9 protein-coding genes are annotated in these 16,064 nt (G+C 44.5%); 7 read left to right on the top strand and 2 right to left on the bottom strand.

The window, feature by feature from the left end:
• Positions 1 to 1,200 precede the first annotated feature (1,200 nt).
• From QT984_RS16830 to QT984_RS16810, 5 genes are all read left to right on the top strand, one after another.
• A complete protein-coding gene (locus QT984_RS16830) occupies positions 1,201 to 5,466 on the top strand; it encodes a CHAT domain-containing protein (RefSeq protein WP_333374505.1) in 4,266 nt (1,421 codons plus the stop codon).
• 68 nt (positions 5,467 to 5,534) lie between these two features.
• A complete protein-coding gene (locus QT984_RS16825) occupies positions 5,535 to 5,672 on the top strand; it encodes a hypothetical protein (RefSeq protein ID WP_333374503.1) in 138 nt (45 codons plus the stop codon).
• A 249-nt stretch (positions 5,673 to 5,921) separates the two neighbouring features.
• Positions 5,922 to 8,333 (top strand): dynamin family protein, encoded by a 2,412-nt coding sequence (locus tag QT984_RS16820; protein ID WP_333374501.1) that lies wholly within the window; start codon positions 5,922 to 5,924, stop codon positions 8,331 to 8,333.
• 55 nt (positions 8,334 to 8,388) lie between these two features.
• Complete coding sequence (locus tag QT984_RS16815; protein WP_333374499.1) at positions 8,389 to 8,970, top strand: hypothetical protein; 582 nt, start codon at positions 8,389 to 8,391, stop codon at positions 8,968 to 8,970.
• A gap of 11 nt (positions 8,971 to 8,981) precedes the next feature.
• Complete coding sequence (locus QT984_RS16810) at positions 8,982 to 11,297, top strand: dynamin family protein (protein ID WP_333374498.1); 2,316 nt, start codon at positions 8,982 to 8,984, stop codon at positions 11,295 to 11,297.
• A gap of 391 nt (positions 11,298 to 11,688) precedes the next feature.
• On the opposite strand, the gene QT984_RS16805 is transcribed toward QT984_RS16810, so the two are convergent.
• Complete coding sequence (locus QT984_RS16805) at positions 11,689 to 12,000, bottom strand: DUF4351 domain-containing protein (protein WP_333374496.1); 312 nt, start codon at positions 11,998 to 12,000, stop codon at positions 11,689 to 11,691.
• 53 nt (positions 12,001 to 12,053) lie between these two features.
• Positions 12,054 to 13,343 carry a transposase gene (locus tag QT984_RS16800; RefSeq protein ID WP_333056456.1) on the bottom strand — a complete coding sequence of 430 codons (1,290 nt, stop codon included), beginning with the start codon at positions 13,341 to 13,343 and terminating at the stop codon, positions 12,054 to 12,056.
• Between the two features lie 865 nt (positions 13,344 to 14,208).
• Between QT984_RS16800 and ccsB the strand changes: the two genes are divergently transcribed.
• Together ccsB and QT984_RS16790 are read left to right on the top strand one after the other, a co-directional pair.
• Positions 14,209 to 15,279: a c-type cytochrome biogenesis protein CcsB gene (gene ccsB, locus QT984_RS16795; protein WP_333056455.1), complete on the top strand. Its 1,071-nt coding sequence runs from the start codon at positions 14,209 to 14,211 to the stop codon at positions 15,277 to 15,279.
• 212 nt (positions 15,280 to 15,491) lie between these two features.
• A complete protein-coding gene (locus QT984_RS16790; protein WP_333056454.1) occupies positions 15,492 to 15,917 on the top strand; it encodes a KGK domain-containing protein in 426 nt (141 codons plus the stop codon).
• Positions 15,918 to 16,064 lie beyond the last annotated feature (147 nt).

The raw sequence follows: 16,064 nt of genomic DNA, 5'->3' as shown, positions 1-16,064 counted from the left end.
TCCGCCTGCACACCCCCTTAACCACCAACAGGGCGATCGATTAAAATCCAAAACCCGCCGATATAAATCGGCAATAATCGAGTTGACTATAAAAGGGAAGTAGAGCCGGATTTAAGGAGTTTTACTTCACAAAACCTCACACAAAACAACCAAAAACCCGGTTTTTTATTTAAATAAACCGGGTTTCTGAATACTCTAACAATTTGACTTACTGAAGAAGAATTCAGAAGTCAGCAGCCTGAATCTCGAAGATATTCTGTGCGAAAGGATCGAGAATCGAGGCTTAAGCCCCCCGATTTTAATGGTGGGTCACAAAAAATCACTTCCGTGACCGTTAACACTCACTTCAGGCATGGGGTATTCTGAATTCTGAATTCTGTCTTCTGACCCTTCTCATTTCTTATTTTCATAATTTTAATTTTCGGCAAGTGTAGACTTTTTTTGTATAAAATAAAAATTTTTGGGATGTTTCCGAGTCAGTCTTGGACGCAGAAACCTAGTTTTTGAAGCCCGATACTTCCTTCAGACTCTCAATAATAGTTAAAAAACCAGGTTTCTACGGGTGGGAGTGCCTCTATGAAGGCCGTTTTTGTTTTTTTTTATTAATATGTCATGCGGAAGATACAGAGCCTAGGCATTTCGAGTTATATTTAGATTGTGGAGAAGATACGCTGAGAAAATTGCAAAAGCAGAGGCCAATTCTACCCATTGACTCCTGAATGCACTTGCAGTCAGCAACCCGGTTGCTTCATAAATATAGCGTCTTCAACCGTTCCGAAAAACCTATGCAGATATTGGCCTTCCTAGTCAGCACCTGTACAAAATCGGAACCCGCAGTCAAGCATCTTAACTGACTACGTTCATCTGGTCACGACACCGTGATGTAAACGCCAGCATTATGCACTGTCGAAGGCGATTAAGGAACGAGTGAACAGGTTGATAGCCAAGCGTATCGCTTTCCTAAGCAGGGAACGTGAACCTTTACCAGGCAAACCTTACTTAGCAATAAGACTTACAGAATAGCTCACAAATACCACCTCTGAAAATGAGGGGTAGATTTCCAATCTTCTACGCACATTGACCAGACACAGCACAGATGTGGAGATATTTAGTGACACAGCCGTAAACCCAAGTTTTTTCTACAAAGTCGGTTTTTTTACCTAATTTCTGTGATTTATATATTTTACCCATTAAAAACCTATGAAAAGCGTCAAAAATATTCAAAAAACGTCTAAATCCCTATCTAAAGCAAGAATAAGCAAACTGGCACTTGCTCTGCAAATAGTCTTAATAAATCTTTACTTTGTGCAAGCAAAAGCTGAAGGTCAAACAATTGTGCCAGCGGCGGACGCAACGGGTACTACCGTCACTCCCGCAGCGCAAAACGGAACTCCTGGGCAGCCAACTCGCTTCGATATTGAAGGCGGACAATTATCGAGCGATCGACAAAATCTTTTCCACAGCTTTACAGAATTCGGCTTGTCGGAAAATCAGATTGCCAACTTTATATCAAACCCCAACATTCGCAACATTTTAGCGGGCATAGGCGGCGGCAACCCCTCGATTATTAACGGCTTAATTCAAGTAACCGGCGGCAATTCTAACTTGTTTCTAATGAATCCATCCGGCATCATATTTGGCAACAGTGCCAGCTTAAACGTGCCGGCTTCTTTCACAGCAACCACCGCCACCGCTATTGGATTTGGTTCAAACTCGTTTAACGCTGTCGGTAGTAGCACTTACACATCTCTGACAGGCGTGCCCAATTCCTTTGCTTTTGGGGCCGATCGAGCAGGGGCAATTATCAACACAGCCGACTTAGCAGTCAAATCAGGGCAGAACTTAACCTTGCTAGGCGGCACCGTTGTCAGCACAGGCAGCCTTTCGGCCCCAGACGGTCAACTTACCGTAGCATCAGTCTCCGGGACAAATTTAGTGCGCGTCAGCCAGCGAGGCAATTTGCTGAGTTTGGAAATCGAGCCGCCCTCAGCGACGAGCCCAGGAACAGCGCCAACAGCTTCGACATTCTCGATCGCAACCTTGCCCGAACTCCTCACAGGCATCGGTGAAACGAACGCTACAGGCCTCAGCGTCAATGCCAACGGTGAAGTGGTACTCACGGCCTCTAACCGAGCAGTAGCTGCGGGGGACGTGGCACTAAAAGATGCAAACGCTCGGGCGATCGAAATTCAAGCAGCCAACAGCATTGCAGTCAGCGGAAACCTGACAAGTTCCCAAGGCGGCCCAATCGCCCTAGAAGCTAGGGGTGATATTAGCACTGTCGATATCAACTCCAACTCCGACACCACCGCAGGCGGCAACATCACCGTCACCAGCCGTACAGGAAAAGTAGAAACAGGCAATATCAACGCAAGGTCGATCGACAAAAACAGCAACGCCGGAGACGTTAGTATTGCAGCACCCTCAAGCAGCATTCAAACAGGTTTCATAGACGCCAACTCCGAAGAAAAACAAGGTGGCGAAGTCACCCTCAACGCGCGCAACGATATCGAAGTAACCCATATCAACACCGAAGGTAGAACAGGCGGAGGAAAGATTGACATTACAGCCGGCGGCAATTTCCGAGCGACAGGCACTTTCACAAACGATAACAACTGCTTGTCGCAAGCTTGCAGCATTTCCGCATCCACGACAGGTAGCGCCAATGGTGGAGATATCACCATTCGCCACGGTGGCGAAGCCTCGAACACTCTTTTCACCATCGGGCCAGACTATAACAGAGTCAACGGTACTGCTGGCAGCATTGCCACCGGCGGTCCAAAGAAGGAAAATGTGATTACAAAGGGAGGTTATTTCAGCCCCAACCCTCAGATAGTACAGCCGACACAAATTAACATTACGGCTTCTTCAGTATCGCCAGCACCAACACCCGCACCCGCAGCGACACCAACACCCGCAGCGACACCCGCACCAACACCCGCACCCGCAGCGACACCAACACCCGCACCAACACCCGCACCAACACCCGCACCCGCAGCGACACCAACACCCGCACCAACACCCGCACAAACACCCGCACCCGCAGCGACACCCGCACCCGCACCAGCAGCGACACCCGCACCCGCACCAGCACCAGCACCCGCACCAGCACCAGCACCAGCACCCGCACCAGCACCAGCACCAGCACCCGCACCCGCACCAGCACCCGCACCAGCACCAGCCCCAGCACCAGCACCCGCACCCGCACCAGCACCCGCACCAGCACCAGCCCCAGCACCAGCACCAGCACCCGCACCAGCACCAGCGCCAGCACCAGCGCCAGCACCAGCACCAGCACCCGCACCAGCACCCGCACCAGCACCCGCACCGACTCCCCCGCGAGCATCCCTACCAGCACCAGCACCAGCACCAGCACCCGCGCCAGCACCAGCACCAGCACCAGCACCAGCACCAGCGCCAGCACCAGCACCAGCGCCAGCACCAGCACCCGCGCCCGCACCAGCACCAGCGCCAGCACAAACATTAACGCCGACGCCAGCACCAGCGCCAGCACCCTCGCCAGCACCCGCACCCGCAGCAGCACAAACATTAACGCCGACGCCAGCACCGGTCTCAAATCTGCCACCAGCACCGATAATTACTCAAAATCCAGCACCGGTCTCAAATCTGCCACCAGCACCGATAATTACTCAAAATCCAGCACCAGTCCCAAATTTGCCGATCGCACCGACAATTACTCAAAATCCAGCACCGGTCTCAAATCTGCCACCAGCACCGACAATTACTCAAAATCCAGCACCAGTCCCAAATCTGCCACCAGCACCGATAATTACTCAAAATCCAGCACCGGTCTCAAATTTGCCACCAGCACCGATAATTACTCAAAATCCAGCACCGGTCTCAACTCTGCCACCAGCACCGACAATTACTCAAAATCCAGCACCGGTATCAAATGTGCCACCAGCACCGACAATTACTCAAAATCCAGCACCGGTCTCAACTCTGCCACCAGCACCGACAATTACTCAAAATCCAGTGGTTGCGCCTGCTGCTGCGCCCATAAATCTCGCGCCGACACCGGAGATCGCAGCCAACCAGCCACCCAGCACAAATCGTTTATTTTCGCCTAGCTTGCAAGAGCAAAACCAGATATCTAATTCCTTGCAACAGCGCATTTCACCTCCCGCGTTTGGGAATCTTGAAGCTTCCAAGTTGCCCACTAACGTCGGCGCTGTTATTTTTCCCGTGGAGGAGAGATTTACCAGTGAGTTTGTCGATTACCTAAATTTGCCATCAACAAATACGATCGCCACCCTAGAAGATGCTCAAAATACCCTTCGCAGTGTCCAACAAGCCACAGGCATCAAACCAGCTCTCATTTATATCAGCTTTGTACCCAGGGGTTCTGCAGTCGATCGGCCTTACAGCAGTTCCCCCATCTTGCGCGTAGAACAGCAAATTCAAGCCTCTGACGAACTGGAAATGATGGTGATCACCCCGGAAGGTGTGCCCGTTCGCCAGCGCGTCCCTGGAACCTCTCGCACCGAGGTAATGGCAACTGTTCGGAAATTTCGCGATGAACTGACTAATCCGGTAAAGCGCAACACAAAAAGTTATTTGCCATTGGCTCAGCAACTCTACCTGTGGATGGTAGCGCCGCTCGAAGCAGAACTGCAAGCCAAAGGCATTGAGAATTTATCTTTTATCTCAGATATGGGGTTGCGATCGATACCGATGGGCGCCCTGCACGACGGCAAAGGCTTTCTGGTAGAGCGTTACAGTGTTGGATCGATGCCGAGTCTCAGTTTGACGGATACCAGCCCCGCCAATTTCAAAAATACCCAAGTTCTGGCAATGGGGGCGTCGCAATTTCCAGAGATGAGTCCTTTACCTGCGGTGGAAATAGAAGTATCGACAATCACGCCGCAGCAGTGGCCGGGTAAGTCTTTCTTGAACGAAGCTTTCACCCTGGCAAATTTGAAATCGCAGCGCCAGCAGTATCCTTTTGGGATGATTCACTTGGCTACTCACGCCGAATTTCGATCGGGAGATCCCAGCCACTCCTTTATTCAGTTGTGGGATACTAAATTGCGTTTGGATCAGTTGCGGCAAATGAATTGGCACAGCCCGCAAGTTGAAATGTTAGTTTTGAGTGCTTGCAAGACTGCTGTGGGCGATCGAGAGGCCGAGTTGGGCTTTGGCGGGTTAGCCGTGCAAGCCGGGGTTAAATCGGCTATGGCGACTCTCTGGTATGTCAGCGACGAGGGCAGTTTGGGGTTGATGACGGAGTTTTACGGGCAGTTAAAAACTGCTCCGATTAAAGCAGAGGCACTGCGGGAAGCGCAATTAGCGATGTTGCGGGGAGAAGTGCGAATTGAAGGGGGGATGCTGCACACTTCTGTTGGCAATCTGCCGTTACCTCCGGAATTGGCAAACACGACGAGTCAGAATTTCTCTCATCCTTATTATTGGTCTGCTTTTAGAATGATTGGCAATCCTTGGTAATAAGGTTTGTTTTAGTCGATCGATTGTTGGCTAATTGTGCGAGATTTCGATCAGCGGGGTTGGGGAATATGGGTATAATCGATCGCAATTTAGAGCGCTCCTTCGGCGTTTGTGCGATCGTTTCATACCTGGATTCAGAAACGCCCGCTGATAATCTAATTGAATACCTGCAAAAATCTGAAGAGCCTGTTTGTAACTTTATTTAAATAAATAATACCATTTTTCTAAAGATGTGCTATGGATGAAGTCTTAGCCCCCCCTTAATAAGGGGGGGTTGGGGGGGTAATATCTAGCGCTACTTTATGAAATTGGTATAAAGTGCGATCGCCTCTTGACAGGTTATAGTATTATACCTAGAGTCATAATTAAACAGTGCTGCTGTCAGCCCTCTATCAGTTGCGACTCAAATATGTTAACTAGAATACATATTCACTATCAACACCAGTATTTAACACATGAGTAAACAATTATACAAAGTTTTTGACGAAGTAGAATTCAAAGCTCAACTACTTGCTAAATACTGGAATAATTTTTATACAGAAATTTCCGAGCATTTACCAGATACATATCAGCCTGAAATGCAAGAACTGTCTATAAAGTTAGACGAGGCTTTAAGCACTCTGGTTGAGGAACTCCGTAATCCAACTCTGACTCTGGCGACGACAGGAACCACCAGTAGTGGGAAAAGCACTTTGGTAAACTTGTTATGTGGAGCCGAAATTGTCCCCGTAGCCGTAAGTGAAATGAGCGCAGGGGCAGTCACGATCGAATATAGCAAGGAAAAGTCTCTAATAATCCATGAAACACCAGGAGCATTGTGGGAGTGCGGAGAATGGAGAGGTATCAGAGAGGAGAAAATTTATCAGCGCTTATATGAAGCAATGATAAGTTATATTGAAAATAGAGAAAAACAACCGAATTTAGCTTGTCCACAATCGACAATCTTTTATCCTTTCCGGCTTGTCAAAGAGTCAAAACTAGAACTGCCACAAGGAACTAGGGTAAAAATTCTTGATTTACCTGGTTTAGCCTATGTGGGCGATCAAGGTAACGCAAATGTGATTCAACAGTGCCGAGAGGCATTGTGCATAGTAACATACAATAGTGCAGAAACCGATGCACAGAAAGTAAAAAGCTTGTTGCAAGAAGTTGTACAGCAGGTCAAAGATTTAGGTGGTTCTCCGGCGCGTATGCTTTTTACTCTTAATCGTATTGATGTTTTTCGATCCGATAGAAATTGGCCTGAAACAGAAAATCGCTTTTTTGAAAATGCTATCCGCAGTATTAAAGGTGAATTGACTGAACAATTAAAAGAATATACAGAAGAGATTGAGAAGTTGCAGGTTGTAAAACTTAGTACATGGCCGGCTTTACTGGCTCTTCAGATCCAAAATTATGATGAAATATTTAGTGCTGAGGCGTGTAAAAAAGCGGACAACAATTTTAATGGATTAATTGATGAAGATATATTAGAAGACTTGCCACGTAACGTACAGAAATGGTCTAGACACGACCGAAACCGAGTTGCTGAAGCATTATGGAAAAAATCTTATGCAGAAGAGTTTCAGCAACACTTAAGAGAACATATTACTGAACACTTCCCACAGCTAGTAATTCCACAAATTATAGAACGTTTTAATCTTGCTGCTGGAAATGCAGTAACGGAATGGGCTGTACAAACAACAACAGCTATTCTTAACAGTTCAGAAGCAGGTTATCAAGAGGAATGTGAAAAAATATCAAAAATTAGGGCAGAGCTTGAAGGCTTCTTAGAAACTAGCGATACAAACTTAAAACAGCCGTTTGAAAGACTAGATACAAAAGTCAAACAGGTTCTTGCAAAACAGTCACAAGATGACGTTGTGAATTATATAAGAACCGTAATTAGGGAACTCCAACAGGAAGAGCAATACAAGAAATTAGGAGAAAAATTATTTCCACTTTATTCATGGGAGAAGGAATTTCAAAAAGGAATTACTCAAGTCTTAGAAGCAGTGGCAAAGTCTTTAGAAACTGGAAGGGTAGAGTTAGACAGTCCGAATTTAAAAAGAGCAAATGTTTTAAATGTCAATTTACTAGCAAGAAACTTGAACCGTTTAGTTGACTTAGGCTACAAAGCTTCCGTTGCTAAAGAAGGAAAAACAATGGAAGCAAGAACAGAGGCAGATAAAAACAAACTCAAACAACTCAATGAGGAACTTAATGAACTAGCTATCCATCTCAACATTGTTATACAGGATGTATTAAAACAGATTTCTACTCAAGAATTAAATAGAATTCATCAGGCTGTGTCCGAATTGTTTCGTTGCCACTTGTCTTATTTTGAAAATGGAGCAAATTCTCGTGCACCTGACATAGCGATTAAATTTCCTGAATCAGAACTGATTAAAGTCGAGAGTAATTTAAAATTTAATTTTCGGTTTAAAGCAGGATTTGCTATTACACAAGGGACTTGGGAAGAAGCAGTACAGGTTCCAAAACAAAAACGAACTTGGTATACATTGTGGATAGGTAAAAAAACCATTTATGAAACTGAGTATCAACCACGTTCTAGTGATAATGCTGAACTACCCAGCACAGAAAAATTACTGGAAGGTTGGATAGAGCAGGCGAAAGGGCAAGAGTCAGAAAGAGTAAATCAAGTTGCACGCTGGTTACTAGAACAAATTGACTGTCTAAAAAAAAATGTAGACAAAATTCAGAGTGATATTATTGATCGTTATCAAGAAAGGCTCGATAAGGCAAACCAAGAAATTACCCTAGATTATGAAAAGCAAAGAAACATTTGGCAACCTATGAAACAAAAAGCTCAAAACCTAGCAGAAGAATTTTCGAGCTTGGACATAATCTTAAAACAGGAGTGTTAAATTCAAATGAGTATTAAGGAACGCAAATCAAATCTGCTATTGGAGCGATAAAGAAATGGATATTGAAAAAATTAAGGATGATACTGTTAAAACTGTTCAGGGTGTTGTTAAAACTGTTCAGGGTGTTGTTAAAACTGTCCAGGGTGTTGCTACAGCTACCCAAGAACTTGTGGAGTCGCTATATTCTCAAGAACCAAAGAGGAAGCAAATACAAGGAGAATCATCAAATAATAGACCATCTCTACCTCCTTCTCCAAAAAAGTCTTCCGTGTCTGTAGCTTTGTGTCTTATTGTTCCAGCATCGGTGGTGGGAAATATCAGAGAAAATCATACAATTAATGTCTCTGATATAGAAAAACTAATAGAAAATGCTTCATATTTTCTATGTACAAGTCCTGAAGAGGCGAATACCATACAGCAGCGTCTAAAATTAACTGAGGAAGATATTACAGATGTAAGTGAACAAAGAGAATTTTACGTCAGGATTGACATTGCTGATGGGCCAGAAATGATTGGGAAGAAAGTTCAATATATTTTAAAAAGAAATCTTCCCCCAAATGGACAGGGTACTGTTAAAGAATTAGCTTGTCTGGAATATCTATCTGTATCGGGCTTAGAAAACTTTAACCGCGTGTAAGGAATATATCAATGGATTGGAAAACAGCATCTTCTTACTATGAAGCTCGTCTTAGCGACGCTCTAAACGTGCAGCGACACGCGGTTAATTTGGCTATGTTACCCCAAGCTGAAGTTCCGGCTCGATTAAAAGAGGTACTTTTACAAGAAGCAGAACCTACTCGCCGCCAACTTGAAAGACTCAAAAAACGCGAGTTTCGCATCGCTGTTGTCGGGTTAGAGAAAGCAGGAAAAAGCACCTTTATTAATGCTTGGCTAGAATGCGATTTACTTCCTGCGAAGGGAGGAAGATGTACATTTACAACCACCCAAATTTATTCAGTTGAAAACGAGTCTGAACAAAGGCTGGAAGTACAAGCGAGAACCGAAGAAGAGTTTATCAACTTACTCAAGGAACTTGAGAAAGTTGGAGCGAAAGAAGACCTAAATACTATACGAGCAAACGAAATAACGTTACAACAGGTAAGAAGAGAAGGCAATCTTACTTTTCCCTTTACTAGACTCGAAGATATTAGAGAACCGCTCAAAAAGTATGTAGCAGATGAAAAGTATGCTCACGCTGTTTTAGAGGCGAGACTTTATACTAACAAGCTTGCTCAGGCTGAAGGGATTGTTTTTTATGATGTTCCCGGTTTAGATTCAGGTTTAGCAAAGCACGTTGATGAAGCACAAGAGATGCTGTCTGACTGTGATGCTGTGATATTGGTACAACGATTTACGAGCCTCCGAGAAAAGGAACTAGAAATAATCAAGTTTACCGAACTGGGCGATAAAAACGTCACCGTTGCTGATAAGCTTTTTGTATTTTTAAGTCGGATTGATTCATTAGGTAGTGCAGAGGCGCTTAAAACACATATTGAAGAAGCATCTCAAGACTGGTTAAAGCGTGCAAAGCTTCCACCTGAACGCATTGTATATGGTTCAGCCGGAGCCTATCTAATTTTGAATGGTTTAGCAGGAGAACAGACTAAGTTAGAGATTGGGGATGCAAGTAATATCGAAGCTCAGTTGAAGAGACTGACTGGAATTACCGATGAAGAAACTCTGAATAAAAATGGTACTGGAATTCCAGAAATTAAGGAAAAAATATTTAACTATATCAACACTGAGCGTGTCTCGATTTTAAAGAAAAGATGCGAAGCGTCTATCAATAAGATTTTCAGCAATTCAGAACAGATTTATATTACAGTCAGCAAAAAGTATCCCGAAAATCCTGAAGAAGCCAAGCTATTTGAAGAAAATAATCGGCGGGTTTTCTTTACCGAATGGTGGAATCAAAAATGGGAAACAATCAAAGCTGATTTACAAAAATACTATGAATATTCTGTTATAAACAAATCCTTAGATAGTTCTAATGCTAAGTCATTCACTCAAATAGAAAAATTTAGACAACGATATTTACAAATCGTTGACAATGAAATGCAGAAACTCAGGGAGGAAACATTTAAAAAGAAAGATACTATCTTTCTTGCTAACTCCAATCCAGAGTTTGACCGCATGAAAGCCAATTTTGCTTGGCGTGATGATTTGTACGGTGATATTAGTAAGCTTCTTTCTGCAATTGCTCATCAACTTGCTTTAGAACTTAAGGATGAAGCATTAAAATTAGTTGAATATATGACAAGTTTATTATGGGAAAGTAATCAAGTAAAACCCAGGCTAATTGAAAATTCAGAGGAATATTTTTTAGCAAAACTAGAGAATAGCTTAAGCGTATTATTTTTACGCTTTGCTCGTCCAGTGGCTGAAGCGCTGATTCGCGGCCCAGTTAATAGTGATACTCGAAATAAAATAATCAAAAGTTTAGGGGTAGATATTGAAATTATTGATAACTACTATAGTGGGGAAGAAGCTGCATTTAGGGTTCTCAAAAAATATGTAAAATATGGTTCAGATTTACTATTTAATTCGGAGATTCGGCAACAAGTATTAGGAGTTACAGGAATAGCAACACAAATAGCTGGGGTAGCAGCGCAAATAGTGGGAGATTTTTCTAATGACATAAAATCGCCACAAGAAGAAGCTGTAGTTTTTGAGGTAGAAAATGATATTAGTGCGTTTGAAGAATACTTAATTTATGCAATTTTCAGTGCGGCTGGTTTTGAGTCATACTGTATTCAAGAACTGAAGGGTTTAGTTGATAGTTTCCGAAACAAAGAAGGTACTTGGACTGGCGTTGCTCTCAATGAGTGGTTGCAGGGAAATTCACTTCTGTTTGCTGAAATACCTGATAACTTGAAGTCACAAGAATCGAATTTAGAAGTTAGCGAACGATTGAGGCAATTATCTATTGCTTTAAAAAGAAGTCGTTCGCCGGAGCTACTGTGAGGGACTGAAACTACAGGAAAATAGACCTTTTGCAAAAGTCCTTTTAATGAAATTAAAGGACGGGATCTCCGGCCCATCCCACAAAAATCATCTTTTCTTGTGGAATGGGGCGGAGATCCCGTCTTAGCTATTTATCTAAAATCGTGCAACACTCTTCGACCCCCCCTAGCCCCCCCTTGGAAAGGGGGGGGACAAGAATACTGTTGCATTCTTTTTTAAAATTGGTATAAATCGCCGGAATCATCCCCGATCGCACGCTTAACATCCTCTCAGCAACGGCGGATGCACCAAAAGAACCCTAAAACCCAGGAAGTAGAGGGGGGGTACGTTTGATGTGTTTGTGCGCGTAAATGGCGCGATCGCCCCCTCAAGTGCAATTCCTAACCTCGTATCAATCTCCCTGCGGCAAATTCTCCAGCCAAACCTCTAAATCCTCGATCGACTGAAAATCTAACAATTCCTCTGCTAGAGTTTCAATTTGCTCGATCGACAAATCAGCAATTCTAGTCGTGATAGATTCCGGTAATGTTCCAACTCGCCGATTTAACAGACGGCGATTTAACAGACGTAAAATCAAGGCTCTTCCTTCTTGTTCGCGACCTTGAACAATGCCTTGCACAATGCCTTGTTCAATGCCTTGTTCAATGCCTTCTTCCTTAGCTTCCCGATAAAAGCGAGTTTCCTCAAGCGTAATCCCTAACATCGCCTCTGCCTCCCTTCGGTTCAAATTTGTAAACTTTTGACATCCTCCCACCACTAATTTGGAGTACCGAATATAGTGGGGGATTCCCAAGAATTCTTGGTTCGCAGTTCATCGAGCCAACTTAGAGCAAGAACGTCTCCGTTCTTAAGCCAGAGGTTAGTTTCTCCCTGCGCTTTTGAGCTTTTGGCTCCAGATTCCGTATGCCCTACGGTACTGTTTAAATATTCAGCTAACAGCTTGAATCCTTTTGCCAAAATGTTTTTTGCGGCATTGTGGTCGCGATCTAAAACCGTGCCACACTGGTTACATCGATGCGTCCTGGTGCTAAGAGTTTTCTTCACTTTCGATCCACAGCACGAACAATCAACAGTCGTGTTTCGAGGTGGAACAGCGATAACAATGACACCGTGAACCAGGGCCAAATATTGAAGCCATTGAGTGAATTGATACCATGATGCGTCGCTAATAGACTTAGCTAAGTGGTGATTTTTCACCATGTTTCGTATCTTCAAGTATTCGTAGACAATTAGGTCGTTAGATCTAACTAGCGCCAGAGCATCTTTACGAGCCTTGTCTTCACGCTGTCTACTTACCTTGAGATGTTGTTTGGCTAAAGCCCTGCGAGCTTTATGGTATCTATTAGACTGCTTTTTGCCCCTGATATGCTTCTTAGAAACCCGGCGTTGCAGCATCTTGAGGCGACGTTCGGACTTTCTCAGATATCGAGGGTTATCGACAGTATTTCCATCAGAATCGGTGTAGAACTCTTTAAGCCCTAAGTCGATTCCCGTCATTTTTCCTTGAAACTCATGCTCCTCTCTTCTATCCCAGTTCACTAAGAACTGAGCGTAGTAGCCATCAGCAAGTCTGATAACTCGAACCCTAGAGATTTGTTTTTCTGAATACCCGACCAAATCCCTAGAGCTCCATAAGTTCATCGTTCCTACTTCAAAACCATCGGTGAAGGTTATCTGTCTTCTATCAGCAGATAATTTCCATCCACTGTTTTTGTACTCAATGGAACGGCTGAACTTCTTGTATTTGGGGTAGCCTTTTTTACCAGGCTTACCCAATCTACAGTTTTCATAAAAACGCCCAATAGCAGACCACGCTCTATCTGCGTGAGCCTGTCTAGCTTGAGAGTTAAGCTTCTTCGTCCAAGGGGTTTCCTTGTTTTTAGCTAGTACCGAGCAAAGCTTTTGGAGGTCATTCCTAGTGACTCCTTTGTTATCTTCCCAATATCGCAGACAAGTGTTGCGGATGAATTGTCCGGTGCGGATTGCTTCATCCAACTTACTGTACTGTGATTGAGTTCCTTTTAACTTTGCTTCTATTACTAACATGGTAGAATGATACCACATTTTACCCAACACAAACACGGGTATAATTATAATGATTCGCTATCGCTCAATCGTTAGCTGGTCGGCATTCATCTCGCCGCTAAACCATCGGGGGGACTCGCGGATCTCGATAAATCCCCCTCGGTTATAGCGGGAGCCTTCTGCGGACATTAAGGTAAAATATTGAATCTCGACGCATTAACCCAACATCTCCTCTAACCTATGCAACTGCTCGAACCCTCAGTCCATTTTAGATTTTAGATTTTAGATTTTAGATTTGACTCGCCTTGATAAATCTGGGAGGTTGAGCTTTAGTCTAAAATTTGGGGAATATCCACAACGATTGTCGGGGGCTTCCGTTTTTTGCTGGTTGCAAAAACAGCAAATGGGTAATTCAGCTCAATCAATTCTAAAGGATTCCAGATCGCCCCAGATCAAAAAACATCCTATATTTTCAGTCCTAGACGCACTCCCGACCAAGAAACGGGGTTTTTTACTTAATCTTCGAGTACGAACGAAGGATTTTCCTAAAAAAACCCGGTTTCCGGCCCCCTCTGCGTAAATCCTAATTTTGTGAATCGGCGATCGAATTTCGCCCATCAGCATTCCGTGTTTCCTTCCTTGGAACTCGTCCAACCTCAAGCCCTCAGCCAGAATCAACAAGCGTGACTTGACGGGGTGACACTCGTCTGGTGGGTCAATAGTAGCTTGTTTGATGCGTCCGCGCGATCGCCCACTCGCACCTCAACAACCGCCAATCACTCATAATTGCCACAAAAATTCAAAATCCTAAACCCAAAACTGCCCAACCCCAGTACGATCGATCTAGTTAGCAAAAATAAGTAAAAACATTACCGGAGTAATTTTTATGGATCTGGTCGTACTCCAGAACTGGCTGGACAACATCTCCTTTGCCGTTTTGTTCTCCACAATGCTCATTTACTGGGTTGGCGCAGCATTCCCCGGCATTCCCTACCTGGGGGCCCTAGGAACCGCAGGAATGGGCGTCGCCAACCTATCCATCGCCGCTTTACTCGGTTCTCGATGGATAGAAGCCGGCTACTTCCCCTTAAGCAATCTCTACGAATCCCTATTTTTCCTAGTTTGGGGAATCACCGCCATCCACCTAGTCGCGGAAAACATGAGCCGTTCCCGCTTAGTAGGAGTAGCCACATCCCCCGTAGCAATGGCAATATCCGCCTTTGCAGCCCTAACTCTGCCGGCAACCATGCAATCTGCAGAGCCCCTAGTACCCGCCCTCAAATCAAACTGGCTGATGATGCACGTTAGCGTCATGATGCTCAGTTACTCAACTTTAATGGTAGGAGCCCTGCTGGCGATCGCCTTTTTAATCGTCACCCGCGGCCAAAAAATCGAACTCACCGGTAGTTCCTTCGGCACCAACAGCAACCGCAACGGCAACTACCGCCTCCAACGCCCTCAAAACCCCGAACCTCAAAATGCAGAAACCAGCGCCGACAGCGCATTAGTTTTCAGCGAACCCTCTTTCAACTCCAACAATAACGGTTTGGGCACCACCGCAGTCCTTGAATTAGCCACCGTTCAAACCACATCAACCGCCCCAACTCAAACCGCAGAACTTCTCTCGCCCCAGCGCTTGAATCTAGCAGAAACTCTTGATAACATTAGCTATCGCATCATCGGTTTAGGATTCCCTTTACTAACTGTTGGCATTATTGCCGGTGCGGTTTGGGCTAACGAAGCTTGGGGCTCATACTGGAGTTGGGACCCGAAAGAAACTTGGGCGCTAATTACTTGGTTGGTATTTGCTGCCTACCTGCACGCCCGCATTACTCGCGGCTGGCAGGGAAGACGCCCAGCAATTTTAGCAGCCACAGGTTTTGTGGTAGTTTGGATTTGCTATCTAGGCGTTAATCTGTTAGGCAAAGGTTTACATTCCTACGGTTGGTTTTTCTAATTCCTAATCCACCAATGGGCCACAGAAGAACAGGATAAGTCAAAGAATCGGGATTAATATCATCTCCGGTTGTAGGGTGGGCAATTCCCACCTTACTTAACCAGCGAGATTCTAATAATTAACTCCCTCTTCCTTCTTATAACTTCGGTCTTCCTCACATCCGTTACATAATCCGTTGCCGAACTTCCTTCATTAAAATAAGGACAATTAATATGGACGAATCGCCAATATTTCCCCAAGAAGACGATGTTGTGTCTGCCCCTACCAGCGCTTTGATGTATCAATGTACATTCAAAGTCAGCGAATTTATGGCAATCATGCAGTCAAAATTGGTAGACGAAAAATTATTCTCAGACGGCCTGGATTGCGAGCTATTAAGTGCTGGAAAAAACTGGACTAAAGGAAAACTTAGAATGCGTCTGGAGTTCATTCCGCTTGAACCAGAAATCAAAGAACAAAAAGCCCTTCCTGCCGCTGCCGAAAGCTCAGACACCCTGCAAAACTCTGCGGTAGATAGCTCAACTCAAACCGATATAGATGAGCCATTAAATCAATGTGACTCAACAGAAATAAGTAATCATTTTCCTATTTCTAGGTATCCAGACCGCGACCCCCAAAGTATAGGAATGTGGAGCTAGGAAGGCAAAGATTGAGAGATTGGGAGAGGGGGATGGTTCCCCTTCTTTGCTGAAAATCCATCCGTTAAATCCCGGACAATGCTCGTTTTCTAAGGAATGAGAATTAAATAACTTCCACAAGTTTGTGGGATGGGCGTCCCACAATAA

This window comes from Microcoleus sp. Z1_B2 (genome assembly GCF_036700325.1).
In the GTDB taxonomy this organism is placed as follows: domain Bacteria; phylum Cyanobacteriota; class Cyanobacteriia; order Cyanobacteriales; family Microcoleaceae; genus Microcoleus.
Note: the sequence above shows the minus strand (reverse complement) of the source record. Positions and strands in the feature narration are given on the sequence as shown.

Bases quoted from the DNA above. Each gene is read 5' to 3' on its own strand.
- QT984_RS16805 (WP_333374496.1), bottom strand. From the start codon at position 12,000: ATGTTAGGGATTACGCTTGAGGAAACTCGCTTTTATCGGGAAGCTAAG.
- QT984_RS16815 (WP_333374499.1), top strand. From the start codon at position 8,389: ATGGATATTGAAAAAATTAAGGATGATACTGTTAAAACTGTTCAGGGT.
- QT984_RS16820 (WP_333374501.1), top strand. From the start codon at position 5,922: ATGAGTAAACAATTATACAAAGTTTTTGACGAAGTAGAATTCAAAGCT.
- QT984_RS16830 (WP_333374505.1), top strand. From the start codon at position 1,201: ATGAAAAGCGTCAAAAATATTCAAAAAACGTCTAAATCCCTATCTAAA.
- QT984_RS16825 (WP_333374503.1), top strand. From the start codon at position 5,535: ATGGGTATAATCGATCGCAATTTAGAGCGCTCCTTCGGCGTTTGTGCG.
- ccsB (WP_333056455.1), top strand. From the start codon at position 14,209: ATGGATCTGGTCGTACTCCAGAACTGGCTGGACAACATCTCCTTTGCC.
- QT984_RS16810 (WP_333374498.1), top strand. From the start codon at position 8,982: ATGGATTGGAAAACAGCATCTTCTTACTATGAAGCTCGTCTTAGCGAC.
- QT984_RS16800 (WP_333056456.1), bottom strand. From the start codon at position 13,343: ATGTTAGTAATAGAAGCAAAGTTAAAAGGAACTCAATCACAGTACAGT.
- QT984_RS16790 (WP_333056454.1), top strand. From the start codon at position 15,492: ATGGACGAATCGCCAATATTTCCCCAAGAAGACGATGTTGTGTCTGCC.